The organism is Ruegeria sp. N10, from assembly GCF_056531545.1.
The window spans coordinates 45,458-70,791 of the sequence record NZ_JBQFLY010000016.1 but is presented as its reverse complement, the minus strand read 5'-3'; the positions used below and the strand labels follow the sequence as shown (position 1 = coordinate 70,791).

Below are 25,334 nucleotides of genomic sequence, written 5' to 3'. Positions count from 1 at the left end.
GCGGTACAATATGAAAATTAAGAGTACAAACTATCATTGATTTTGCAGGACAATTTCAGACAAGATTCTGATTAATTAGGGTACAGTGACACCCATGCTGGTCGCTGTTCGGTGGGCCTTGAGATAGGTCGCATCAATCATCACGGTCTTCTGCTCGCCGTGTTCGGCAGCCAGACCGGCCATCATCCGGGCGAAGATGCCCTTATCGCTCCAGCGCTTCCAGCGGTTATAGAGCGTCTTATGTGGGCCATAGACCGACGGAGCGTCGCGCCAGCGTAAGCCATTGCGGTTGATGAAGATAATCCCGCTCAAAACGCGCCTGTCATCGACGCGGGGCTTGCCGTGGGACTTTGGGAAGAAGGGCTCACGACGCGCCATTTGCGCATCCGTCAGCCAGAAATGATCAGACATGTTCACCGCTCGTTTTCGAAAGATGAAACACGCCGCTAGGCGGAAATCAATGGGTCCTGACCCTAGCATGAAGTTGAAATACGTTCTTTGCCAAATCACTCCCTTCCCCATTCCTGCGCGAGGGCAATCGCTTTGGCGAAGGTATTTTGGTGGTTTTGAGTTCTGTCGGGGTTGATTTGGCGGTTTAGTTGCGCCGGGACGTTTTGCATGCCGATGACCTCACCGGCAAGACATGCGGTGCCCAGCGCGGTCACTTCGGCATTCTTCTGAAGGCGCAGGGATTGCTGGAATGCATTTACCAAAACGTGACAAAAATAGGGATTGGCCGTCAAACCCCCATCGATTGAAAACATGCTGCGGGCAGCCGTGGTTTCTGTCATTGCGCGCATCACCTCAGCGGCGCGAAAGGCGATTCCTTCCAGCAAGGCTTGCATCAAATCCTTGGGCCCATCGTCAAGCCCAAGCCCAAGCCATGTTCCACGTGCACGCCTGTTCCAATGGGGGCAGCCAAGCCCGGCAAGTGCCGGAACAAAGGCAAGGCCACGGGAAATGGCACTTGGTTTATCGAAGGCGTTGATTTCGTCGAATTGGTTGAACAATCCCAATCCGCGGGCCCAATTAACGGCGGCTCCAGCCGCAAAGACGCCGCCATCAACGGCATAATTTACCGCTTGCCCTTGTTTGCGCCAGGCAATGGTCGGCAATAGGCCTTTGCTGTGTTCCCGACAGATTGTGTCGCCGGTTAACATCAGCGCAAAAGCACCGGTGCCAAAAGTCACTTTTCCTTTGCCCGGCAGGCGACAGCCAGCGCCGTAAAGCGCCGCCTGTTGATCCACGATCAACGCGGTCAGAGGGGCCGTGGTTTCGCTGCCTTGGATCTGTCCAAAATCACCGGTATTCGAAACAATCTTGGGCAAAGTATCGATCGGGACGCCAAAAAGCGCGCAAAGATCCGGATCCCAATCGCAGGTCTCAAGATTCATCAATGCGGTGCGGGAGGCCGTCGAAACATCGGTGATGCAACGCCCGGCCAGACGATCAACGAAAAATGCATCACTCGTTCCCAACCGCAAGCTACCACGCCTATGGGCCTTTTGCGCCTTTGGTTCGTTTTCAAGGATCCAGCCCAGTTTGCTTGCCGAGAAATAACTATCAAGCGGCAATCCGGATCTGGAAAGTGTAAGGTCTTGGGCGCCGTCGGCCTTCAGCCGGGCCACCACATCATTCGTCCGTTCATCCTGCCAGACAATGACGGGGCTTAGGGCCTCTTTGGTGATGGCATCCCAAGCAAGGCAGCTTTCCCCCTGATTGTCGATCCCGACCGCGTCCAGTGGCCCGGCCGCGTCAAGACAAGCTTGAATATTCCGGATCAACTCTTCCGGATCATGTTCAACCCAGCCAGGTTTTGGCAATATCTGACGATGCCCAATCGCCTTGGCAATATGGGTTTTTCCTGTGCTGTCGTGAACCAGAATGCGGGTGCTTGTAGTGCCCTGATCAATCGCGCCTATTCTCAATCCTGTTCCTCCAGCCCGATAGTGATGCTTGTGGTCGCGCCATGCGCCAGAAGGGGGGCAATCGGCACGAGAATCCGGCGCTCGGGCACGGAATTTATGGATCGCGACCAGATGGTTTTGCCATCCGCCGAAATCACAAGCCGCCCACGCGCGGGGCGGTTCAGGCGAAGTTGTAGATTGGGCATATGCGCCCCGAGACAAGCTGTGGACAGGTGCTGAGGCAGAACATAGCGTATTGCCGGGCTCGTGATCCGAATTGGCGTTTGGCGCCGGGGCTCGGCCCTGTCCGGTTGCCCAAGCGCCTGAACAATAATCCGCGCGGCTTGCCGTCCCTCTTCAGCGCACCATCCATGGGTTTCAATGGGTCTAAGCAGATTGCCCGCACATAAATAGCTGGGATCAGAGGTCGTCATGAATTGATCGATCAAGGGCCCGCCCGTTTTCGGGTCAATCGCAAGATGGCCATTGCGCATCAAGCTTGCTTCGGGGCGGAACCGGCCTGTGCAAATGACACCATCGGCATCCAAAACCTTTTTACGGCCATCGGCGCGCTCGATTTCTATGCCCTCGACACGGTTTTTGCCCAAAATCCGCGTCAATTTGGTCTGGGACAGAATGGGAACACCCAAGACAGCAGGCAAAAGGCGGCTGAATGCCCGCGCTGTGATTCGCGGGTTTTCCTCGATCATCGCGACGGGCTGAATGCCCGCATGTCGGCAGGTCAGCAATGCAGAAAAAGACACAAGCTCGGTCCCCAGAATCGCGGGTTTTTTGAAGGGGACAAGACCTTCAATATAGCTGAAAGCCTGAAGCGCGCCGGTGGTGATAACCCCTTGGGGGCGGCTTCCTGAAATGAACCGCTGAGGGCGGCTTGCTTCACGCGCGCCCGTACACAGAACAACGCGCCGCGCTGTGATCGTTGCGGTTCCTGCATGGCTGCTTAGCTCGAGCGTGCCGCCCGGGTGAAGCGCGGTCACGGTTGTGCCGGTGCGCAGATCGACCCCTTTACGTTCGGCATCTTCGACTTTGCACCGCGCATAATCAGGGCCCTTCAGAAGGCGGTTATATTCGGTGATCCCGAACGGATAATGGCCACAATGGCGGGGAATACCCCCGGCCTCGGCCTCGCGTTCAAGGACGATCACCCGCTCGACACCAAGATGCCGCAATTCAGCCGCCAGTGTCAAACCGGCGGGGCCGCCCCCCACGATTGCAATATCACACAGCTCTTTACGCTCAACGGTCATGGGGATTTTGGCCTTCTACGCATATAGGAACATCAAGCACATCACCTGTGGCCGCCGCAACTGCGGCCATGCAATAGAAGCCTTGGCAAGTTCCCATGCATACACGGGTCCGGCGCTTCAATCCGGCAAAGCTGCGAGGGGCCAAAGGGCCAGCAAGGGCGTTTTGGATATCGCGATGGGTTACTTTTTCGCAATGGCAAATGATCCCGCCATTACCGGGCCGTTGCCAATCCCGCTGATGATAATCGGACAAATGTTGCAAGGCGATTTTTTCAGGCATAGAAACCGGTGGGTTTGCAAAATGTTGTGCGCCCAAAGCGTCACCATGGGTTTTGATAATATGTTCCGCCAGCCCCAGTGCCGCACTCAGACCGGTCGAGCGGATGCCGCCAATATTGACATAGCCCATATCAGGCCGCGCGATGATACGATATTCCTTACGTTCCGTCGCGGGACGGATGCCCGCATAGACACTTGTCACTTCGCTATCGGCCAAAGCTGGCAGGATATCAATCGCCTGCGCCCGCAAGCTAAGAAGCGTCTCTCGTTCGACCGAGGCATCCTCGCGGCTGTCTTGTTCTTCGGCTGTTGGCCCCACAAGGATATTGCCAAAAATCGTGCGGCACAGAACAACCCCCTTGGTCCGGTCATTCGGCACCGGAAGAATGATCGAGCGCAAATGACGCGCGGCAGCCTTGTCGAAAATGACAAACTGGCCTTTGCGGGGTTTGATCTTGAACGTCGCCGTGCCCAAAAGCCTTTCTTCGACGATATCGCCATATAAACCGGCGGCATTCACCACCGCTTTCGCCTTGATGCACCCGCGCAAGGTATTCAGCGACCATATGTCATTGTCGCGCCTTGCCGACATGATTTCGGCGCCTGGAATAAATGATGCACCATGGGCCAAGGCTTGCGTCAGATAAGCATAAGGGGTTGTCCAAGGGTCTATTATATGCTCGCCAGGTACCTCGAACCCGGCGATGACCCGATCGGATAAGGCCGGTTCGCGCGCCAAAATATCGTTGCGATCGATCCATGCTGCATCATCGACACCGTTTTCATGGGCTTGTTGCAAAAGACCAGATAATTTTTCGGCCTCTTGATCGCTCCAGGCCAAAACCATCGCGCCGGTTTCATGCAGGGGAAGGCCAAGATCTTCACGTATCGTCAGATAAATCTCGCGCCCCCGGGCAACACATTGCTGTTCGAGCGATCCAACCGGCGCGTCAAAACCCGTATGCAAAATGGCGCTATTGCCCTTCGAGGCCCCGTCCAAAGGGTCCATAGCTTTTTCAAGGACAGCCACGCGCGCCCCTTCCAAAGCCAAGCCACGGGCAATCGCCGCCCCGATAATGCCCGCCCCTATGATGGCAATATCAAAACAGTCCTCGGGCATTTCTTCACGCTTAAGCATTCGCACTACCGTTGCGGTGAACCCAGAAATTACTTGTTTCGGTCATATTTTTCGGTATATTTCGAGTCAATAACACGTATTCGGTCAACTTACTACCGTTTTGCAGAAGGGGGCGAGCGTGTTTTTGATATCTGTTCGGACAGGAATTTGACCGCACGCGCAACCGAGCGGCGGAAACACATATCCGCCATGGTGGCCACATTGGGAGAGGTCAGCGTAGAGACATTGGCCCATGAGCTCGGTGCCTCGCCCGAGACTATACGCCGCGATCTATCGGTGCTGGAAGATGCCGGAAAGCTTTTGAAAATCCATGGGGGCGCAAAACAAGTCCCCCAGAATGATGAAGGCCCGTTCTACGCGCGCATGAAGGCCAATTTGGCGGAAAAGCGGGCCATCGCCGATAAGCTTTCCGCATGGTTGCAGGGCGATCAGATGGTCTTTTTGGACACGGGCTCGACAACACTTATTGCCGCCGAAGCGTTGGTCAGGAAAAACTCGTTAAAAATCGTCACGAATTCCCTGAAGATTGCCGGGCTTCTGGCCGCAAAACCTGACGGGCCCAAGGTTTTCATGCTTGGAGGCTGGGTTGAAGGCGATAATAGCGAAACCATTGGCAGCGCGACGGTCACGGAAATCAACCGTTTCAACGCCGATTACGCGATCATCACGGCCGGAACCATCTGTCCAAAAAGTGGGGTTTGCGATTTTAGTTTTGACGAAGCCGAAATTGCACGGGCGATGACACGCAAGGCAAAACGAACCGTCATATTGGCCGATGCGTCAAAGCTCGGGCGGCGTGCCGCCTATCCGGTATGTGCCTTGGCGGAAATCGACATTCTTATATCCAATGCTCTGCCAAGTGCAAAAATGCGTGATGCGCTGTCACAAGCCAGGGTTCAGGTGCTATGACCGGCGCGCCCGAACGCCTTCTTGCACCGCTGCTTCATCCCCGCACAGACCTATTCTCTCCCCTTTCGAGGTTCTAATGGACGTTTTTGATCATATCATTGTTGGCGGCGGTGTGATTGGCGCGTCAATCGCCTATCACTTGGCCTGCAAAGGCGCTGGAAAAATCCTGTTGCTAGAGCGCAATGAGCTTGCAAGCGCAGCATCAAGCCGGGCGGCAGGATTGCTTTTGCAAGCATCAACCAAGCCGGCAAATACACCAATGGCAAAGCAAACCATTGAAACCATACGTAAACTTGAAGACGAGCTGGGCGAAAACGCGGATTTTCATCAGGTCGGCTCGTTGCGTATTGCCGTGTCACAAGCGCGTGTGGCGGAGTTGCAGACCACGGCCAGGGATGCGCTGAAATGGGATATTCCGGTGCAATGGCCCAGCATTGCCGAAATTGGCGAAATGGTGCCGTGGTTGAATACCGATACCATCCTAAAGGCGGCCTTTATGCCTACCGATGGCTATATTGATCCTTATCTTCTGACGATGTTCTATATTCGGGCCGCGCGAGCGCGTGGGGTCGTGATCCGGCCGCGCACCAATGTGAAAGATGTTCTGCGCGACAAAGGAAGGGTTGTGGGTGTCTTGACCGATACCGATAGGATTGCCTGTCGCACCGTTATTGATGCCTGTGGCGCTTGGGCGGCCGTATTTTCGCAACACGCGGGTTTTCCCTTGCCCATGGCCCCGGTACGCAGCCATTATTGGATGACCGAACCCTCGGATATCTATGGCCTAGAACACCCGATAACGATCCTTGCCGATATTGGCGCCTATACACGCCCCGAAGTTGGGGGATTGGTCCTTGGCGTGCAAGAAACCCGTTCCGCAACATTTGACGCTCGCGCGCTGCCAGACGACCCCGCCACATTTTCGCCCACAAAAGGCGAAGAGCATTGGGATGTCCTTGCAGATGCCTATCAGGGCCTTGCGCAATTCTTCCCAGCAATCGAACATGCCGAATTTTCCCATTACATGGCCGGACTATCTTCATATACACCGGATGGAAAAATGCTGCTTGGACCTGTTCCAGAGATCTCTGGCCTTTATGCCGCGGCGGGCGCTTGCGGTCACGGCATCACGCTTTCCGCCGGAATAGGCGACGCGATCAGCGATTTGATCTTAGGGCAACAACCCGCTTTTGATATCGACCCTTTCCGCACGGATCGATTTGGTAAGGTAAACCCTTTTGAGGAAGCCTTTCAATTGCGCTGCGCCGCTGCCCGAGCCTCAAAAACCCGCGCCGATATAGCTAACCCGACATAAATTGATTCAAATTTTGTGCTTGAAGAGTTGTTCTGGTGATTGTCCTGTTTTCCGTCTTAAGGCTTTTACCTTTGCCCATTTTTGTTCGATTGGGTTGAGGTCTGGTGAGTATGGGGGAAGGTATCGCGGCGGCGGAATGTGCCAATAATGCTGACGTCGCGGCGACATTGATCCCAACCCTGACATTAGGGGTCCCGGGAAACTCCGTGGCCGCCGTCATTATGGGCCTAACTGGCCTGAAGCTGTAAAATCGGACAGATTTTGGAACATTTGTGAACAAGGCTTGTCTTCTGAAGGGGCCTTGTTGCGTAAATCGCGTAAGGGATTCACTGTGTAAATCCAGCATGATAGCGTGAGGGCATGAGCAGTTGGGCCCCTACGAAGTACAAGACCACGAACTGGTCGGCTTACAATGAAACGCTGAAGCGACGAGGATCGCTGACTATCTGGTTCGATCCTGAAATGGTGTGGAAGCCTCCGCCGACCGGGAATCGTGGGCGGCATCCGAGCTTCAGCGATGCAGCGATCCAGACCTGCCTGACAATGAAAGTGCTGTTCGGCATGGCTTTGCGACAGACGACGGGGTTCGTGCAGAGCCTGCTGAAACTTGTCGGGTTGGATTGGACCGTGAGCTACCCCCTGAATTTCGGACACTGACGTAAGCTACGATTTGTTGTTTGCTGATCTTCGACGAAGAGGAGATCAGAGATGTCGAAACGGAAGAACCATTCGCCCGAGTTCAAAGCGAAAGTCGCGCTTGAGGCTTTGAATGGCGAGCGGACTGTTGCTGATCTGGCGAGCCAGTTTGGCGTTCACCCAACGATGATCCACAGCTGGAAACGGGCGCTTCTGGAAGGCGCGTCCGGCGTGTTCGAGCGTGGCGGAAAGAAGCCCCCAGAGATCGACGAGGAGCAAGTCAAAGAACTGCACGCGAAGATCGGGGAGCTGGCCGTTGCCAACGTTTTTTTGTCACGAAAGCTCAAGCCGTGGATCGGCAAGTGAGGCGCAAGATGGTCGAGCCTGCCAATACCAACCTGTCGATTGGCAAACAGTGCAAGCTATTGTCGGTCTCGCGGTCATCGTTTTACTACATGCCCAAGGGTGAGACAGCGATGAATCTGATGTTGATGCGCCAGATCGATGAGCAGTTTCTGGAAACACCGTTCTTTGGCGTCCGGCAAATGACTTGGCACTTGCGAAACGAAGGCCATCTGGTGAACGAGAAGCGCATCCGACGCTTGATGCGGCTGATGGGCTTGATGCCGATCTATCAGAAACCAAACATCAGCAAAGCGGCGAAAGGGCACAAGACCTATCCCTATCTGCTGCGCGGCCTACGGGTGGAGCGCCCCAATCAGGTCTGGTGTGCCGACATCACGTATCTGCCGATGCGCAGGGGCTTTCTGTATCTGGTCGCCATCATGGACTGGCACACCCGAAAGGTGCTGGCCTGGCGCATCTCGAACACGCTGGAAGCCGACTTCTGCGTCGCGGCACTGAACGAGGCCATCGCCAGGTTTGGCCCACCGGAAATCATGAATACGGATCAGGGCAGCCAGTTCACCTCGTTTGCCTGGACCGACCGGCTACGCCGATCCGGAGTGCGTATCTCGATGGATGGCAAAGGCCGGTTCCTCGATAACATCTTCGTCGAGCGGCTCTGGCGGTCGTTGAAGTACGAATGCGTCTACCTGCACGCCTGGGAGACCGGATCAGAGGCGAAGGCGGGCGTTGGGAAATGGATCGATTTCTACAACCGCAAACGCCCACACTCCGCCCTTGGCGGCAAACCCCCAGCCGTGGTCTATTGGCTGAGAAAAGAAGAAATCCAAACCGATCAGCAGGAGCAAAAAGTAGCTTAAATTACACCGAAATCTGTCCAAACATTGGGGAGTAGCTCAAATTGACGAAACGGACAGAGTCCGGGCGTGAACTGACCTTTGCGGATCATGTGCGCCACTTCTATTCCGCCCAACGTTGCTGCCGCCGAAGCGAAGGCTTTGAACCCCAGCATAGGTCGAGTGCGCCTCTTGATGAAACGGTGATCCTGTTCCACGATGTTATTCAAGTATTTCCGCCTCACCATTTCGATTGGGATTGGGCAGCCAAATCCTTTGAGGGTGATGTCACGTTAACCGCCGTTCGGTTGCTTTTGCCTGGATTAGGACGTAGGTGGCATCGATGAATTCATTGCCTATCAGCTACAAGCGTCACCGATTTCCTCCTCAGATAATCGCCCATGCAGTGTGGTTGTACGCCCGTTTCAATCTATGCCTACGGGAAGTTGAAGAGATGCTGCTGCAGCGTGGGATCGACGCGTCCTACGAGACTGTCCGGCGTTGGGTCATTAAGTTCGGGCCGCAGATCGCTCGCAAATTGCGACAGCGACAGGACCGTCCCGGCGATATCTGGCATCTCGATGAGGTTGTCGTGAGAATTTCTGGTCGCAAGTATTGGCTTTGGCGCGCGGTCGATCAACATAGTGTCGTGCTGGACGAAATACTCCAACCGAATCGGGACAAACGAGCGGCAAAACGGCTGTTGCGCCGCCTGATAAAGCGTCTTGGTTATGTTCCCAAGCGGATCATCACGGACAAGCTGCGCTCATATGGCGCGGCCATACGAGAGATCGCGCCGGGTCTGGATCACTGGTCGCACAAGGGGCTCAACAACCGCGCCGAAAACAGCCATCTACCGTTTCGAAAGCGAGAACGGACGATGCAGAACCATCGGTCTCCAGGAGGATTACAGCGGTTCGTGGCTACCCATTCAGCCATTCGGAATTGCTTCAGTGTCCCTGCAGGCCGTCGCTCCGCATTAACAATCAGATATCACCGTCTCGAAGCGTTTGACGCCTGGATTTCAGCCACTCGAGCGCTTTGAAATCTGAACATCAGCATTTCTTGGTGGGTTCAAAGTTAATGTGACAACACCGGGCCGCATCTAAACAGCATTTTCCGTTTTTCCGGTCGCGCGGCAGCACGTTCGGACAATTCGATTTGGATCGCAGTGGCGCAACGTACGGCCCGAACAGGACTACCGAACTCCGCAATAAACCCGTCTCCTGAACTGCCGAAAAGTCTGCCTCCGAATTGTTTTATGTTTTGTTCGATCAGATTCCGGCTGGCCATAAGTTCGGCAAGGGTCACCTCTTCATCGTTATGCATCAGCCGCGAATAACCGACGACGCCCATCGCAAGAATAGTGAGCAAGCGACGTTCCAAATTACACCTCCTCCAAAAGGAGCTTAACTATCGTGAACTTCAGTGCCTAGCTTAGCGTTGCCTTCGCTGCCCTGTTCGTCATTTGGACGCATCGCGCACTTCGTTGCTCCGATGCGTTATTCACCAGATTTGTTCAAAACTTTTCAATGGAATCCCGCCGAATTTGCTGCGATCCGAATAAGCTAACCGCTTTATACGCAAAAACTTGCCCTTTTGTTCATTAGCTCTGTTGCACCACTAAATCACTATTATACCCGATAAGTATCCCTTATCATGATTGATTGATTTCGCCGGAAAATGCGCGCAGAATGTGCCTCATGTCGGTTTTCCTTAACCACTGGACTCGCGATGGCATTGGTCCATAACCCGTAGACCCCTGCCCCGATCCGGCAGCAAACCTAAGTAGATGCAGCACAGTAACCTGGGATTTTGTAAACATGGACCGGCACAAACTCAGCCCGAGTCTACTCTTAAAGGACCAGAACAGCATAAGGCCAACCATGAGACATGGTGAAAACAAGCAAGAGCAGTCTACAGATTAGGGAAAATCGACACATGAAGCCCCCTGCCCCATACCTCCCCGCCGCCGCCCCTGCCCTCTCGGACACAGATCAGGAGGCGCTCACTGATCTTTATGTGCGCGGCACACCGGAAAACACGCTCAGGGCCTATGAACGGGATCTGCTTTATGTCACCGCCTGGAAGTCCGCGCGCTTCGCAGCGACGCTGGACTGGCCGGAATCTGAGGCCACCGCCCTCGCCTTCATTCTCGATCACGCCCGTGATTTGAATGACGCGCCAGAAACGGATGTGGCGCGCGAAACCGCAGAAGCGCTGATTGCTCAGGGGCAGCGCAAGTCCCTCATCTGCCCTGCCCCTTCGACGCTGGACCGGCGCATCGCCTCCTGGCTCGCCTTTCATCGAATGAAGAACCTGACCAGCCCTTTCGGTGCACCGCAGGTTAAGCAGGCCCGTGCCAAGGCGCGCCGGGCCGCAGCCCGGCCCCTTGCCCCAAAATCGCAGCACCCGATTACCCGCGATGTGCTCGAGCAGCTGCTGTCCACCTGTCGGGGGTCCCGGCGGGATTGCCGCGACCGCGCCATCTTGATGCTGGGTTGGGCTTCTGGTGGTAGACGGCGCTCGGAGATCACCGGATTGATGTTTGAAGACGTCTCGCTAAAGGAGTTCGACGAGAAAAGCCTGGTTTGGATTTCACTGCTGGAGACCAAGACGACAACCAAAGGTGAAACGCCGCGGCTGGTGCTGAAAGGCCGCGCGGCCCAGGCGCTGGTGCATTGGGTTGAGGTGGGCGAGATCCGCGAAGGGCCGCTGTTCCGCCCTGTCTCCAAGGCCGACCGGGTGCTGAAACGCCGCCTTTCCCCGGATGCGATCTATCAGATCGTCAAACATCGCCTCCAGTTGGCGGGGTTGCCGGAAGACTTCGCCTCGCCGCACGGTCTGCGTTCAGGGTTCCTGACCCAAGCGGCGCTGGACGGCGCCCCGATCCAGGCCGCCATGCGCCTGTCGCTGCACCGCTCCATGGCGCAGGCGCAGAAGTACTATGACGATGTCGATATCGCAGAGAACCCAGCGACAGACTTGTTGGGGTAAGCTGGTGCTAAACGAAGAAAGCGGTAACCCGTGGGTTACCGCCATCAAAATTAAGAAATCTGAGCATGGGTAACCCGCGGGTTACTACTCGTTCAAAACAGCTTCGAAAGCTTCAACCGCTCTCTGGAGCTTTGACCGGTCAATCGAACTAAAGTCCTGACCAGACAATATCCTGCACTCTCCCTTTCGCGCAGTGACTTTTGAACCGCCCACGTGGAACTCATACTTCACGCTCTTGGCTTTCTCACGTCGCTTGCGACTACCCGGTTCAGCATCAGTATCTGCCAAGAAGGAATCCAGCGCCTCGTTTTGCTCGCCGGCTGTGGATGCGCGCACCAACACATCTCTTAACCCAGCAGCTGAACCCGATGACGCTCGAAGTTTACGCGCAACCTCAACGCCAAGGTTTCTGGAGACACTCTTTGGAAACGGCAACGCACCCTCAAGTTCATTGAGCAGATAAACAAAGCTGCGAATGTAAGAGCGTTTCATCTTATGCAGGGATGAGTACAGCCTTCCGACCAAAGCTTCTGCATCCCCTGCCCCCAACTCTGAATCTTTGGAAGCAAGAATTGCCACTTGCGCCATCTCAGCAAACGTCAAGTCCTCCCGAACAACGTTCTCCTCAACCATGTCAATGTAGAGGTCGATGCGATCGCTCTGGGATTCGGCAACTCGCGCTGTAACACTGGAAAACCGTTCATCACCGGTCTCCTCATAAAGCTGCTTAAGAGCAGTAACTCGTCTCCAACCCTTTTTGAGCTGGAAGCGACCATCTGAATCCTTATAAAGCTCTATGGGCTCCTTCTGGCCGCGTTCCTGAATAGAAGCCTTGAGTTCATCCATCTCATCGGAACTTGCGACGGCCGAAAGATCCAAGCGATCTCTTGGCAGATCCGTCGTATGAATTTCATTGATGCCGACCGCAACCAAAACTCGTCCCTCATCACGAGCTTTGCGATACTCCTTGGCATCGGAGGCATTTTGCCGTCGCTGTTCGACACGGTTCTCAGTGCTTTCATTTAAGCTGTTTGCTGCTTCGCGTACTGCAGCCCCCATTGGACCCACTTCGCGGCGGCGTGTTTTCTTGAGGTCATCTTCATCAATCGGAGTGAAGCCAAATTTATTACCGCTCATTCTACCCGCTCCTCAACTTTAGTACGCGCCTCCCAGGCCCGTAGGACGACATCCTTAAATTCGCTGTATGCATTATCAAAGGACTGACGCGCCCGTTTCCATGTGTCCCGAGTCATCTGTCTGTAGTCCTGCTCGTAAACAGACATCTGGAACCTACCAGATTGCTCAACCGCACGTGTCATTTCGATGGGATTTTGACAGACATCTGCCCCGAAGACATTTTTGAAAGCATCCATCATCGCGACATGCAAAGAGTTGCTGGCCTCGAAGCGAGTCATGAGAACGCGTATATCATCGAACCGTTTAGGAAGAGTGATACCAGCATCCCTTGCAATACGTTCGAACCCGCTGGTTATGTCTTCCAAGGCATCGCCAAGCTGACCAAGATAACTCGTCGTGCTGTCATACTCCCAATAACCAGGACCAGACGGAATGTAGAGGATGTCAGCAGCAAAGGCCGCATTCAAAGACTGGTATCCAATTGCAGGCGGGCAATCGAATACAATCAAATCATATTGGTCGTCCGGCAACTCATCGAGATACCTTGCGACGCATCCAAAAAAACTCCATGCCTTATGAATGGACCTGTACTGAGCGGAAGCAAATTCCACGAAGGCGGCGTTCGCACAGCTCGGGATGATGTCGATCGTCGACCATGAAGTTCTTTGAATGAAGTCCTGCACACGTTGCGCACCAATCGACTGAACGTCTTCTGGTAACTCGTCAGCAGTAGGGTAGGGGCAGTCTGTGGGATCATCATATTCGTCTGCGATCCGGTTCGCCTCACGGCAGAGGTCACGACACATAATGCCCCAGACAGTATTCCACTCTCTAACTTCAGACAGACCCATTGAATGCGTGAGTGTGGCCTGGGGATCGAAATCCACCACCAGAACACGGTATCCATCAAGCGCGGCCGCATTAGCCAAGTGCTGGGCAACTACTGTTTTGCCGACACCACCCTTAAAGTTCGAAACCGCCACTCTCATAGCCCGGCCCGCTGGCCTTTGGGGTAGAAGGCTTTTACCTCTAAATCTCAAGCGCCGTCTCAACTCATTTATCTCAGCCAGAGAAAACCATCTTTGCCGTCCATCATCTTCTGTCGAGCCCTGCGGAAGAGACGGGTCTTCAGCCAACTTTTTTCTCAAGGTGTCCGCCGGGATATCAAACATGAACTGGCTAATTTCCCAGATCGAGAATGGTCGAAGTACTTTCTCGTCAGCGGGCGAGAAAGTAGCGCGGCGGACGGCAGCCTGTTGAGCCAGGCTTCGTTCGTTCATAGCTTGAAGGTCGGTGTGGTCACGCATAGTGCTGCTCTTGTTATATCACGAATGTCTTCTAATAACGCGATTTTGGAAAACTGCAAAACGTAAAGAATGGAATTTCCGCTTTTTCGCCCCCGACTCGGTAAAAACGGGAGGTATTTCGACAGCGAAGCTATGTTTTGGTGACAGGCGACGATCGATTACCAGATATATGGTGACACTCGACCCGTAATAAGGTGACAGCATAGTGTCACCCATAACCTATTAACCGAATTTTCTTTTGATTTTGAAGAAAAAGTCGACCATCCTGTTTTTCAATGCCCGTTGACAAACTACGGGATTTCATCACACTGAACCCAATTGATGGAATCGGTCAGCGAAACCGATCCGCTCGAGGCACAGTGGCAGTATCAAAATGGAAATAAAACGATTTACAGGATATCAGGCCGGTTCTCAGAAGTACGATCTTTTGACTGCAATCTCTGTTGCGGGTTTGAATGGCACACCCGGTTTTCAATGTTCGATGATGCGACTCATCGCGTTGATAACGGCCCGATACAACTGGCGCACTGATGAGCTGACGGTCGGACAAAAAGAAATGGCCCGCCTCTGGTCAGTGGACGAACGAACCGTCAAGCGAGAAATTAAGCGTTTGACGGATTCTAATATACTTCTCCAGCTTAGGCCCGGGGTTAGAGGCCGCGTTGCGGCGTACCGACTCAACTACGCGGAAATTTGCCGTCTGAGCGAACCGGTTTGGCAAAATGTTGGTTCTGATTTTGTATCGCGCATGGAGACACAAACCCCAAAACCGACCGAAAAGGTTGTTCATGTTCAGTTTGGCCAAGAAAAACCAGTAGCTGTTGAACATGAGGGACAAGACCTTCAGGATCCGTGGGGCAGGGCGCTTCGGCGCCTATCAGAGTCTGAAGCACTATTGTTTAAAAGTTGGTATTGCGATCTCAAATTTGTTGAAATGCAAGATCAGACAATCACCTTGCGCGCACCCAGCAAATTCATCGCGCAGTACATTCAATCTCACCATATGGAACCTTTACTTGGAGCGGTTCAGCTCGAGTTCGGGCGAATTCAGAAAGTGTGTTTGCTCGGCTAACAATCTAGAATTAATGGTCGCACGCTGTGCCTTGAGACCACAGAAATTGCTGATTTCAACCGTTGAGTTTGGCCTCGAACACCCCGATAGTTTTCAGAATGTCATCGAACAAGGGGGGATCCCCGATGATCATTTCTTGCATCCCCACATAGTCCCGGCGCAGCGCTGCTTTCAGCTCAGGGTTCGGTAGCAATCTTAGTGATCCGGGCCTGGCATTTTCGTAGTTAGCCCAAGCCGCTTTGAAGAAGACGGACTTATGGTGTGCAACCTGATCCAGCAAATCGATCTGTTCGATAGCGCGAGAATGGGTCTCGTGTTTGATCAACTGAGCCATGTCGTAATAATGGCGCGACATACGGTCAGCCAGAGGTTTGGTGATGTCCTGATGATAGAGCATATGCAGGATCGTGGCTTTCTCCCAGAATGTGCGTTCAACACCCAAGACCTTCACATCGACGTCGCTCGCCTCCAACAGGTCTGGAAATGCCTGATGCACATAAGGTGATATCCTGCGGGACTCGGCTGGAAGGTGAACCCCACGGGCGCCAAATTCGAACCGCACTACCGGCTGGATGTAGCCGCTGGCCGCACTTGTCTCGGATGGATAGGCGAAAAGCAAGGTTTGTGCATCATTAGGATCGACCGAGAGGGAAAAGTGCTGATCAAGCACGGCGCCAAACTTGATCTTGGTTTCTTTCAGAAGCGGTCCTGAGACTACTTTGGTGGCCGTATCCTGAAGCTCCTGCAGCAGTTGCTTTTGTTTTTTGCCTGAAAGGGCAGGGTGCTCGGGGTCACGTGTGCCGTCGAAACCGAGCTGTGCCCGGTCGAGAGACAGATCCACGTCTTCTGAGAACCGATGGATGATGTCATAGACCTTGGATAGCGATGTCCCACCCTTGAAGATCATGTGAGTGCCAAAAGAGGGCAGGGCGAATAGATGTTTCAGCGACCAGCAGACCCAGAAATCCTTCTCAACGATTGCCTTGGAAATGCCAAGCTTTGCGGCCGTTTCCTGAAACGCTTCTTCACGGTTCTTTGGAGTATCGTTGGCAAACTGGTCCAAGATCAGACCCATGCCACGATTTGCTGCACTACCGGATGCATCCAGGCCGGAACATATCTACTTTGTCTTGCGAGCAATGCGCGGTCCTTAACATCCAGATTGCGGGCCAGCGTGTCGACAACACGGCTATCCACCCGGTTTTTGCCAACATAGCGTAACGCCTGAAATACGGCGCCGGTTTTCTGGCCTGCACCAACTAGCGTTTTGGATGATGCATTCCGGAACTGGATGACTTGTCGACCAACTGTCTTGGTGCGGGTCGGGCCGTCGGTCATGTAAGTCGGCTTGGACGGCACTTGGGTCGACAGCCCCAACTGGTTGGCTGCCATGGCAGGGGAGGGCTGTAGAACCTGATTGTCTTTGCGTGCAATCGCTTTGGCAATGTCATCGGCTGACGGAGACAACAGCCCTAATCGGGCGCTCTTTCTCGGATAGTCATAAAGCCCACGCGTTAACCGTCGGATCATCCCTTGATCCGCCAAACGCGACAATGCCTGATCCACACTTGCGCGGGAGCCAATATCCAGAAAGTCGGTTGGCGCAAAGATTGAGCCCCGGCCTTTTCCGATGATGCGTTGTCTAATCGATGAAGTGATCATAGTTTTCTCCTTGTCAGAAAATATAATACTTTTTTCTGACTTACAAGTTAGCAGAGTATCTGGGTGATTTTGTAAGTTGGGCGGATTCCGGTCATTCTCCGCACGCGCGAACCAACCGGACTGCATTAGCAAAAGCTGACACTCAATTTGGACTGCATGCAGGCATAGTTCTGCATCAACGCAAGTCGGCTCCGAGCCCCATTGACATTTTCTGGGGCATGCTCGAACTGATCAATAGTGCGGCAAGCGGACAATCGCGGGCGGATAGACGGCCTGAGCCAGACCGTTCATGCCTTTCCCAGCAGGGCTAGGAGTCAGCTTTCTACTCGCCTGAGATGCGCGTGATCGCCCTCTTGGCACGAAGCCCTATTATGGGCTCCTCAGTGACGGCCTCCAGCGCTGGCAAAGCTGCACTGGCTGGCGCGCCGATCTTTCCGAGCGTGATTACGACCTCGCGGCGCGCGCGCTTACCGCCAGTTTCAAGAACACCGAGCAGATCAGAGACCGCGCTGGCCGCCTGGGGACCGAACCAGCCCAACATCCGCAGCGTTTCGATTTGCGCTGGTCCTTCCTGCGTCTTGAGGTCTTCCAGTAGGGATGTCACGGTAGTGGTTGGCCTGAGCGCTGCGAGTTTCAACCCGTCGGCCATCTTGCGGTTTAGTTCCTCGTGATCACCGTCCCACTGCATCGGCAGCAGATAGTTTTCGGCAAGCGCCAGCCGATCCTTGTCGCGCGCCCAGGCATACATCAGGTCGTCGGCTTTCCGGCGGTCGCCCAACTGCGCGTGAATCGACGCCGCGGTGATGATCAGGTTCAGCGACTTTTTCGTTCTGGCAGTCGCCTCGTCCAGAATTTCGGCTGCCCTGTGCAACTGCCCTAACGCATAATACGCAGCTGCCTCGACAATAACGACATTGGCGGGCACACTGGGGTCAAGCCGCTTGGCAATCGCAATCTCGTCTAGACCCTGCTCGGGATTGCCCGAAGCGATTAGCGCCCAGGCCATAGTGACATGCGCCTCGGGGTCATTTGGGCCAAGCTCGATCGCCCTGGCCGCTTCTTCGATGGCCTTTGCCGAGCGCGCGGCGCCAGTTTCGCCAGTGTTCTGGTCACGGAAGTTAAGCTGCCGCATGGCGCGAATAATGTGCACCATCGACCCGCCTCTGTCGCCGGCTTTTTCAAGATGATCGGGGATCAGAACGGTATAGAGGTGGGCGCGGGAGTTACCGCGAATTTTCTGGTTCCACCGGAACACGCCATCTCGTTGAAAGGCCAGCGCCAGTGCGGCATGGGCACGGCCATAGTCGGGATCAATTTCAATCGCCCTTTCGAAATGATCCACAGCTCGGGCATTGTCGCGTTCGTTGAAGTTCGACATCAACTCCCAGCCACGTTGAAATGCCTCGCGGGCGGCGACGACTTTAGTATCGGCCCGGTTCACCTCCTCGAGTTCGTCGTCGGTCAGTTCAACCTTCAGCGCGTTGATGATCTTCAGTACAAACGCGTCCTGTGCCGCAAAAACATCCGAGGCGTCGCCGTCGAAGCGGTCAGCCCAGACGTGGTTGCCGGTGGTGGCGTCAATCAACTGAGCGTTGACGCGCAATGTGGTGCCCGAGCGCCGCACGCTGCCTTCGAGCACGTATTGCACGCCCAGGGTTTCGGCGACGTCTTTGATGCTCACCGACTTGCGCTTGTAAATGAAGGTCGAATTGCGCGCGATGACGAACAAGCCCGAAACTTTCGACAGGTCGGTGATCAGATCCTCGGTTATCCCGTCGGCCAGAGGTTCCTGTTGGGACTCGCCGCTGAGATTGTCAAACGGCAGAACCGCAACCGAGGCCTTGTCGGGTAACGGCAATGCCATCGCTTCGATCGAGGCCGCTTCGACCTTCACCGGACGGGATTGAAGCCAGTACGCCGCTCCAGCACTGATGGCCAGAAGGCCAAAAAGCGCGGCTATGACCGCGCTTGCTTTACCGTAGCGCCCGCGGGATGGCCGAACGACGGTTGGTTCGGTGCGTCTTGTGGCACGATAAACACGGACAGGCTCGGGGATGTTTTTCAGCGTCTTGTCGCCCAGATCGCCGAACGCCGCCTCAAGCTTGCCGCTGGCATGATCGACGACCGTGCGCGATACCAGCACCGAACCCGGCTCAGCGATGGATTCCAGCCGTGCGGCTACGTTGATGCCGTCTCCGAAAATATCATTGTCCCTGACAACGATATCACCCAGGTTTATCCCGATCCGAAATTGCAGGGCGTCCGGCTCGTCCGCGCGAGGCCTGATCCGGTCCTGCCAGTCCAAAGCGCAGTTCACCGTATCTACGACGCTGGCAAACTCAATCAGATAGCCGTCGCCCATCCGCTTAACGATCCGTCCCCCGTGGCGTTCGACCAATGGCGTGATGATGCCTGTGTCGAGTGCCTCGAGCCGGGCAAGAATGCCAGCCTCGTCCTCGTGCATGAGGCGCGAAAAATCGACCAGGTCGGCAACAAGAATGGCTGCTAGGCGCCGCTCCATCCAGAATTCCGCTGTGATACAAGCTATGCCTTTCAGGTTGCCCTAGCTGTTCGCGTCGTTCAATCCCTTTCGAATATTCGCAAACATCCCGGTCGCGAGCTGCAAACACAAGTCATGGGTAAGCGAAGGCCGAACTGCTGGCTTTTCCCGCCCTTCTGTCATCTGACAGCGTGAAAACCGCGCAGGAGCGGCCAAAATCCGCTAGGTGGGCTTCGAGTGCAGCATCTTGCTTGGTCGGTGAAGGTCCGGATCGGGCCGAACCAGTTGCACGGTGAGAAGCTGGTTACTGACCAACGCAATTTGGTACGTTTCCAGCGGCTAAGAATGTGTATATTGCGACAGCACCAAAAGACACCTCAGAAAAGTATCCAATCAAATAGAGGAAAAATCGAAGCAGTCGTGTGGAAATTGGTCCTGACCAGATTTCCAACTCTCGGAAGCTTCCAAAAGCTTTGTCGGACAGTCCCAACGCCAAACCGAATATGAGCAAGGCGAGCAGGAACACTGGAACCGAAAAGACAACCTGCCAAGACTCTTTAGTGCAAATGTAGTGATTATATCCAAAAGACAGCACAGCTGCGGAAAGGCCAACCAGTGCAGCGATCTTCAGCACAATGTCTGCTGTCTCAGTTATCTTTGGTTCACTCGACAACGCTGTCTGCCTCAAAAAATCAGATATGAACAAATGTCGCGTGACATTGAATTTTGCAAGTGTCGGCTTTAGGGAATCCACACTGCAGCGTCAGTGAAACCGGCCAAGGTCAGCAATGGGTCGTCCTTGCGTCGCATAGCGACCCCTATCACGAACGTTCTGCACCGCATCCGACTTCAGTCTCGAGCTCATTCTACCATTTGATTGACCAGTAATCTTGCAGCCGATAGTCAGTGTTCCATGGAAAACACTTTGATGATCGCAACGACTTGGTGGCTGGCCTCCTGACAGGGTGGCTTGGATGACCAATCGTATTCCGAGGCCGCCGCATGGGCGGCCTTTTGTTTTCCGAGCTTCCCGATGCGCTGCCTCTCGTTTCTTGGGAAGATGCAAATGAACAGACCAACCATTCTGACAGGCGACCGCACCACGGGGCCGCTTCATATCGGACACTATGCAGGCTCGCTTGCAAACCGACTGCGCTATCAGGACAGCCATGAACAATTCCTGCTGCTGGCGGATACCCAAGCCCTGACCGACAACGCCCATGACCCGGAGAAGGTGCGGCGCAGCGTGATGGAGGTCGCGCTGGACTATTTGGCCGTGGGCATTGATCCCTGTCGCACCACCATCTGCCTGCAATCGCATCTTCCGGCGTTGGCGGAGCTGTCGATGCTCTACCTGAACTTCGTCACGGTCGCGCGGCTCGAACGGAACCCGACGATCAAGGACGAAATTCGCGTGCGCGGGTTCGGACGGGATATTCCCGCCGGATTTCTGTGTTATCCGGCGGCACAGGCGGCGGACATCACAGCCTTCAAGGCGACGGTCGTGCCGGTCGGCGAGGATCAGGCCCCGTTGATCGAGCAAACGAACGAGATCGTGCGGCGCATCAACGCAACCTCAGGCCACGCCGTGTTGCCCGAGGCGCGGGCGATCATCCCCAGGGCGGGCCGGTTGCCCGGTATCGACGGCAAGACCAAGATGTCGAAATCCGGTGGCAACGCCATTGCGCTGTCCGCGTCGTCCGAGGAGATCCGAAATGCTGTCAGGGCGATGTTTACCGATCCGAACCATTTGCGGGTCGAAGACCCCGGCTGCATCGAGGGCAATGTCGTCTTTACCTATCTCGACGCCTTCGATCCGGACCAGGACGGGCTTGCCGAGCTCAAGGCCAAGTATCAGAGAGGCGGGCTTGGCGATAGCAAGATCAAGGCGCGTCTGGAAGCTATCCTTCAGGAGCTCATCGCCCCAATTCGCGAGCGTAGGGCACAGCTCTCCCAGGACCGGGGATACGTCCTTGAGGTAATCAAAGAGGGCACGGAACGGGCGCGAGAGCGCACCGAGGCGACAAGGCGCGATGTTGTGAGTGCCCTGGGTCTGTTCCAGTTGTAGGTGACCAGTGGCGGGCGAGCCGGGTGAAGGTCTGTTTCGCCCGCGACCATGCGTACGACGGGCCTTCGTTTTTGCGTTTGCAGCGAACGGCAGGAACGGGCTGATTCTGTTGAAAAACAACGTGTTGCTGACGCAGAAAGTGGTGCTTTGAACAGAGCGCGAGTGCCTTTCCATTCAGGCTTTGCGCATTTGCTGCGGTGCAGGGAATATCTAGGCCAGTTTGCGGAGGTTTTGGGCGGTGGCGGCGAGGAGAAATTCGTCATTTGCACCGCATGGGCCACGTAATCGGAGCCGTCCCATCCCGAGGATGCGTTTGAGGTGGGCGAAAAGCATCTCGACCTTCTTTCTGAGTTTCATCGAGATGTCGTATTGCTTGGTCTTGGCGATGTCGCGTGCGACCTGACGGGCGTCTTCGTTCTCCTCACGGGTGATCTTGCGAGCTTCGGTGTTTGGACAGCATTTGGCTTTGGATGGACAGATCTGACAGACCTCTTTCAAGGCGCGATAACGTGCAGTGCCCTTGCCAGTCGGCCCCCTGTTCGGGTCTGAGTAGTTACGGCGGAACTGCTTCAGGGCGTGACCTTCGGGACAGACATATTGATCGTTTTCTGCGTCCCACTCAAAGTCGGCGCGGGTCCAGGTGCCATCGTTGCGGCCGGACTTATTGAAGACTGGGATATGTGGTGCGATCTTGCGGCCGACAAGCCAACCCAAGAGCGGCCCGGTGCCATAAGCCGTGTCGGCGATCAGCCGTTCAGGATTAAGATCGAAATTTGCCTTCACGCGGTTCAACATCGCCTTCGTTGATCCGACCTCAGCTTGTCGGATAGACCTCGTGGCCTCGACATCAACGATGACGCCATGGTCGGTGTCGATCAGGTAATTGTCAGAATAGCTGAAGAAAGCAGGCCCCTTGCGCGCTGCCGTCCATTCGCTCGCAGGGTCAGAATGCGAGGTGAACTTGGGCTGCACCTCGCCAGCAGCTCCAAAAGCCGCCTCATCCAGAGTGTTGAGATACTCGCGGACCGCGCGAGGCGCATCTTCTGGATCGATGGTTGATGCGTCCCATTCTTCTTTTGGCGTTGAGTTCTGTTTGTTTGCATCGGCTTCGATCAAGCTGGCATCGATTGCCATGCGCTGGCCGCTGACCAGTCCTTCCGCGATGCAGCGCGCCACAGTCGTTTCAAACAGATGACGCAGCAGTTCGCTCTCGCGGAAGCATCCATGCCGGTTCTTGGAGAACGTCGAGTGATCCGGGATACGCTCATTCAGATCGAGGCGGCAGAACCATCGATATGTCAGGTTCAGATGCACCTCTTCGCACAGCCGTCGCTCGGAGCGGATGCCAAAGCAATAGCCGACCAGCAGCATCCGGATCAGCAGTTCCGGATCGACGGATGGCCGACCGGTGTGGCTGTAGAAATCCGCGAGATGCGTTCGAATGCTGCTCAGATCAACAAAGCGATCAATCGACCGAAGCAAGTGATCTTGGGGAACGTGGTTCTCCATTGAGAACTCATAGAACAGCGACGATTGCGCTTCCTGCCTCGGTCCCATCATCGCCAATCCTCCCGCCCATTGGAAGAATTGAATCAGCAGTTCAGCCATCGATCAAGGAAGAGTTTTTCAACAAAATAGGCCGGAGCGAAGGCCGGATTTGACTATGGCCAATTTAATGCTGCGAAGCCGAGAACGACGACATTGAGCCCTTCTTGACCAACGCGGCGTCGGCCACGAATGGCAGAGACATTCAGAAAGGCCTCTGCAAAGCATGGAGCGTTTCGCGACAGCGGTCTTTCAAGCGGAGTGCGGCTAGCGGCAGGTCTCGGCCTATACTTGACCGGTGCGACCCGGCTAACTTCGACCTACCCGACCGCTCTGCAATAAGATGAATTGCTGTCCGAACATAAAGTGAACGAGTAGAGCTCTTGGCGTGACATAGATACTTGACAAGTAAGATGTCAGCGCAAAGGGGTAAATAGACATCGGAGCAAGCAACTTCGGACCAGATCGGTCATTCAGGAACACCTGCCTTGCGAAGGCCTCTAACCAAAAAATCCATTGCTGTCGGCACGAATGGCAACTGGTTTTCCACCGAGCTGCTGATGGAAAAATTTGGTGCAATCTCGAGCAGATCAGCTACTGCTTGTGTTGCGTCGGATAGTCTCCCGAGCTCCGCGTATGTTGGAGCCAGATATATGCGGCAGGATCGACGTTTTGGTGCCCGGACAGCACAGGCTTCAAGCTCGGGCAAGGCTTCAGCAAAGTTCCTGTCAAAGTAATATGCCCTGCCAAGGTACATGTTGTATCGGGATGGGTAGAGTGGATTCAGGCGCATGGCCTTTTTCATCAATTGGACAGCATCTTTCGGGCGATTGGCAAATGTCAGCGCATCCGCAAGACTTGCATAAAGCTGTGAATGGTTCGGGTTGAGTTCAATTGACCTCTGGATAGCGGCAATTGCATCGCTGTGCCGACCTCTGCGCAACAAGACGCGTCCAAGCAACTCGTGGCCTGTCGACAACAATGGATCCAATTCTATCGCCTTGGTGGCCGCAGCTTCGGCACGGTCGAGTGCCGCCGGCCCTTCGTTCTGCGTAATGTAGGCGTCATTGTAGGTGTTTCCGAGGATCGAATAAGCGGGCGCGTAGTTGGCATCGATGGCGATGGCCTTTTCGGCCAGTTCACGAGCTTTCAGCCACATCTCTCTGCCTCCGGCATCATACGCGGCGCGTGCGCGCAACACATAATCATACGCCGACAGGTCTGCGGGGCGTTTCTGCACCGCTTTCGCAAGATCCGAAATCTTTATGTTCACCAACAGGGTGCCGGCTATTTCCCGGCTCAGCTCGTCCTGAACATCGAACAGGTTGGCGGCTGCCCTGTCGTAACGTTTGGCCCAGGCGTGAGCGCCGGCTGAAGCGTCGATCAACTGTGCAGAGATCCGGATTTTCTCATTGATACGCCGCACGGATCCTTCGAGAACATAGCGAACGCCGAGTTCTTCTGCGACCTGCCCAATGGGGACCACGCGCTCCTTGTAACTGAACGAAGAATTTCCGTCGATGACAAAGAGGTCCTTGGACTGTGCGAGATTGGTAATCAGATCTTCGACGAAACCGTCCGCAAAATACTCCTGCTCAGGGTCGTTGGAAAGATTCTTGAACGGCAATATCGCGATTGATGGTTTGTCCGGAAGCGTGTACGCCATTCGGCTCGGATCGACAGGTTCGACGCCAGACCTCTGCGACCACCACAATCCCGCGCCGACCAGCAGCGCACAGATGAACCCGGCAGCAATGACAACGTGCTTTCTAAGGTTGGTCTTGCCAAACAGCTTTCTCTCGAGAACCTGGCCTGCACGTTCAGGATCGGTCAGAACTCGATATGTCCGTACTGAACGGTGGATGTTCTTGACCTGAACGTCGCCCAGCGATTCATATCCGACATCCAGGTTGGATTTAAGCTGGTCATAGGCGCTGCCCGAGATGCAGATGCCTCCCGGTTCAGCCATTTGTTCCAGGCGCGCGGCGATGTTCACCCCGTCGCCGAAGATATCGTCACCTTCTATGATGATGTCGCCAAGATTAATTCCTATCCGGTACTGGATGCGTCTGTCGTGAGAAATACCGGCTTCCCTGTCGGACATTTCCCTTTGGATATTGACTGCGCATTGCACGGCTTGAACAACACTTGGGAACTCGACAAGAACCCCGTCGCCCATCTCCTTGACGATGCGCCCATGAAACTCGTCGAAGCCAGGATCAATGAGTTCAGCACGATGAATCTTTTGGCGTCGAAGTGTCCCGACTTCATCAGCCTCCATCAGCCGACTGTATCCAACCATGTCGGCGGCAAAAATAGCGCTCAAACGTCGCTCCATGCCGATCCCTCCTACGAAGATGATAACAGGTAGGGATTTTGAACTCCACACTCT

18 protein-coding genes and 5 pseudogenes are annotated in these 25,334 nt (G+C 54.8%); 9 read left to right on the top strand and 14 right to left on the bottom strand.

All coding sequences use genetic code 11. The features are described 5' to 3' along the window. Positions 1–87: 87 nt before the first annotated feature. From ACR0JI_RS18065 to ACR0JI_RS18050, 4 genes and pseudogenes are all read right to left on the bottom strand, one after another. Positions 88–411: pseudogene (locus ACR0JI_RS18065) on the bottom strand (transposase); the annotation flags it as partial. A 95-nt stretch (positions 412–506) separates the two neighbouring features. After that, positions 507–1,928: an FGGY family carbohydrate kinase gene (locus ACR0JI_RS18060; protein ID WP_480495728.1), complete on the bottom strand. Its 1,422-nt coding sequence runs from the start codon at positions 1,926–1,928 to the stop codon at positions 507–509. Continuing rightward, the gene (locus ACR0JI_RS18055) at positions 1,925–3,175 is read right to left on the bottom strand and encodes an NAD(P)/FAD-dependent oxidoreductase (RefSeq protein ID WP_480495730.1); all 1,251 of its coding nucleotides are present in this window, start codon (positions 3,173–3,175) and stop codon (positions 1,925–1,927) included. The genes ACR0JI_RS18060 and ACR0JI_RS18055 overlap by 4 nt, the downstream gene beginning before the upstream one ends. Next, positions 3,165–4,592, bottom strand: a complete 1,428-nt coding sequence (locus ACR0JI_RS18050) for an FAD-dependent oxidoreductase (RefSeq protein ID WP_480495732.1) — start codon at positions 4,590–4,592, stop codon at positions 3,165–3,167. The genes ACR0JI_RS18055 and ACR0JI_RS18050 overlap by 11 nt, the downstream gene beginning before the upstream one ends. A 33-nt stretch (positions 4,593–4,625) precedes the next feature. On the opposite strand from ACR0JI_RS18050, the gene ACR0JI_RS18045 reads away from it, so the two are divergent. After that, a complete protein-coding gene (locus ACR0JI_RS18045; protein WP_480721229.1) occupies positions 4,626–5,501 on the top strand; it encodes a DeoR/GlpR family DNA-binding transcription regulator in 876 nt (291 codons plus the stop codon). A 76-nt stretch (positions 5,502–5,577) separates the two neighbouring features. Continuing rightward, positions 5,578–6,816, top strand: a complete 1,239-nt coding sequence (locus ACR0JI_RS18040) for an NAD(P)/FAD-dependent oxidoreductase (RefSeq protein WP_480484924.1) — start codon at positions 5,578–5,580, stop codon at positions 6,814–6,816. A gap of 39 nt (positions 6,817–6,855) precedes the next feature. Here the strand turns inward: ACR0JI_RS18040 and ACR0JI_RS18035 are convergent. Continuing rightward, positions 6,856–6,939: pseudogene (locus ACR0JI_RS18035) on the bottom strand (transposase); the annotation flags it as partial. On the opposite strand from ACR0JI_RS18035, the pseudogene ACR0JI_RS18030 reads away from it, so the two are divergent. From ACR0JI_RS18030 to ACR0JI_RS18020, 3 genes and pseudogenes are all read left to right on the top strand, one after another. Continuing rightward, positions 6,933–7,043: pseudogene (locus ACR0JI_RS18030) on the top strand (tripartite tricarboxylate transporter permease); the annotation flags it as partial. The pseudogenes ACR0JI_RS18035 and ACR0JI_RS18030 sit on opposite strands and share 7 nt — an antisense overlap. Positions 7,044–7,176: 133 nt before the next feature. Further along, positions 7,177–7,446: pseudogene (locus tag ACR0JI_RS18025) on the top strand (transposase); the annotation flags it as partial. 78 nt (positions 7,447–7,524) lie between these two features. Next, positions 7,525–8,678, top strand: a protein-coding gene (locus tag ACR0JI_RS18020) for an IS3 family transposase (protein WP_480495733.1) whose coding sequence is annotated in 2 segments (ribosomal slippage) — positions 7,525–7,777 and positions 7,777–8,678 — 1,155 coding nt in all. Because the reading frame shifts where the segments join, the coding sequence is not laid out codon by codon here. Here the strand turns inward: ACR0JI_RS18020 and ACR0JI_RS18015 are convergent. Beyond that, a pseudogene (locus tag ACR0JI_RS18015) lies at positions 8,675–8,935 on the bottom strand (DDE-type integrase/transposase/recombinase); the annotation flags it as partial. The gene ACR0JI_RS18020 and the pseudogene ACR0JI_RS18015 overlap by 4 nt on opposite strands. Positions 8,936–8,997: 62 nt before the next feature. Here ACR0JI_RS18015 and ACR0JI_RS18010 point away from each other — a divergent pair. Continuing rightward, entirely contained in the window at positions 8,998–9,699 is a 702-nt protein-coding gene (locus tag ACR0JI_RS18010) for an IS6 family transposase (protein WP_480495735.1), read from the top strand. Between the two features lie 35 nt (positions 9,700–9,734). On the opposite strand, the gene ACR0JI_RS18005 is transcribed toward ACR0JI_RS18010, so the two are convergent. Continuing rightward, positions 9,735–10,040, bottom strand: coding sequence for a hypothetical protein (locus ACR0JI_RS18005; protein ID WP_480495737.1), 306 nt, complete (start codon positions 10,038–10,040; stop codon positions 9,735–9,737). A gap of 555 nt (positions 10,041–10,595) precedes the next feature. On the opposite strand from ACR0JI_RS18005, the gene ACR0JI_RS18000 reads away from it, so the two are divergent. Further along, a complete protein-coding gene (locus ACR0JI_RS18000) occupies positions 10,596–11,651 on the top strand; it encodes a tyrosine-type recombinase/integrase (RefSeq protein WP_480495738.1) in 1,056 nt (351 codons plus the stop codon). Positions 11,652–11,735: 84 nt separating this feature from the next. Here the strand turns inward: ACR0JI_RS18000 and ACR0JI_RS17995 are convergent, their stop codons facing one another. Continuing rightward, positions 11,736–12,788: a ParB/RepB/Spo0J family partition protein gene (locus ACR0JI_RS17995; protein WP_480495740.1), complete on the bottom strand. Its 1,053-nt coding sequence runs from the start codon at positions 12,786–12,788 to the stop codon at positions 11,736–11,738. Continuing rightward, entirely contained in the window at positions 12,785–14,095 is a 1,311-nt protein-coding gene (locus ACR0JI_RS17990; protein WP_480495742.1) for an AAA family ATPase, read from the bottom strand. The genes ACR0JI_RS17995 and ACR0JI_RS17990 overlap by 4 nt, the downstream gene beginning before the upstream one ends. Positions 14,096–14,468: 373 nt before the next feature. Between ACR0JI_RS17990 and ACR0JI_RS17985 the strand changes: the two genes are divergently transcribed. Then, complete coding sequence (locus ACR0JI_RS17985; protein WP_480495744.1) at positions 14,469–15,167, top strand: DnaA N-terminal domain-containing protein; 699 nt, start codon at positions 14,469–14,471, stop codon at positions 15,165–15,167. Between the two features lie 55 nt (positions 15,168–15,222). Here ACR0JI_RS17985 and ACR0JI_RS17980 read toward each other — a convergent pair whose 3' ends face one another. The 3 genes from ACR0JI_RS17980 to ACR0JI_RS17970 form a co-directional block, all read right to left on the bottom strand. Next, a complete protein-coding gene (locus tag ACR0JI_RS17980; RefSeq protein WP_480495746.1) occupies positions 15,223–16,242 on the bottom strand; it encodes a nucleotidyl transferase AbiEii/AbiGii toxin family protein in 1,020 nt (339 codons plus the stop codon). Then, on the bottom strand, positions 16,233–16,829 hold the full coding sequence (locus ACR0JI_RS17975) for a DUF6088 family protein (RefSeq protein ID WP_171127191.1): 597 nt from the start codon (positions 16,827–16,829) through the stop codon (positions 16,233–16,235). Before ACR0JI_RS17975 ends, ACR0JI_RS17980 begins: the two co-directional genes overlap by 10 nt. Before the next feature lie 322 nt (positions 16,830–17,151). Continuing rightward, positions 17,152–19,350, bottom strand: a complete 2,199-nt coding sequence (locus ACR0JI_RS17970) for an adenylate/guanylate cyclase domain-containing protein (RefSeq protein ID WP_480495747.1) — start codon at positions 19,348–19,350, stop codon at positions 17,152–17,154. A 1,045-nt stretch (positions 19,351–20,395) separates the two neighbouring features. Between ACR0JI_RS17970 and trpS the strand changes: the two genes are divergently transcribed. Beyond that, positions 20,396–21,397, top strand: coding sequence for a tryptophan--tRNA ligase (gene trpS / locus ACR0JI_RS17965; protein ID WP_480495751.1), 1,002 nt, complete (start codon positions 20,396–20,398; stop codon positions 21,395–21,397). A gap of 210 nt (positions 21,398–21,607) precedes the next feature. Here the strand turns inward: trpS and ACR0JI_RS17960 are convergent, their stop codons facing one another. Next, a complete protein-coding gene (locus ACR0JI_RS17960; protein WP_480478661.1) occupies positions 21,608–22,957 on the bottom strand; it encodes an IS1182 family transposase in 1,350 nt (449 codons plus the stop codon). A 454-nt stretch (positions 22,958–23,411) separates the two neighbouring features. Further along, positions 23,412–25,280, bottom strand: a complete 1,869-nt coding sequence (locus tag ACR0JI_RS17955; RefSeq protein ID WP_480495753.1) for an adenylate/guanylate cyclase domain-containing protein — start codon at positions 25,278–25,280, stop codon at positions 23,412–23,414. Positions 25,281–25,334: the final 54 nt, after the last annotated feature.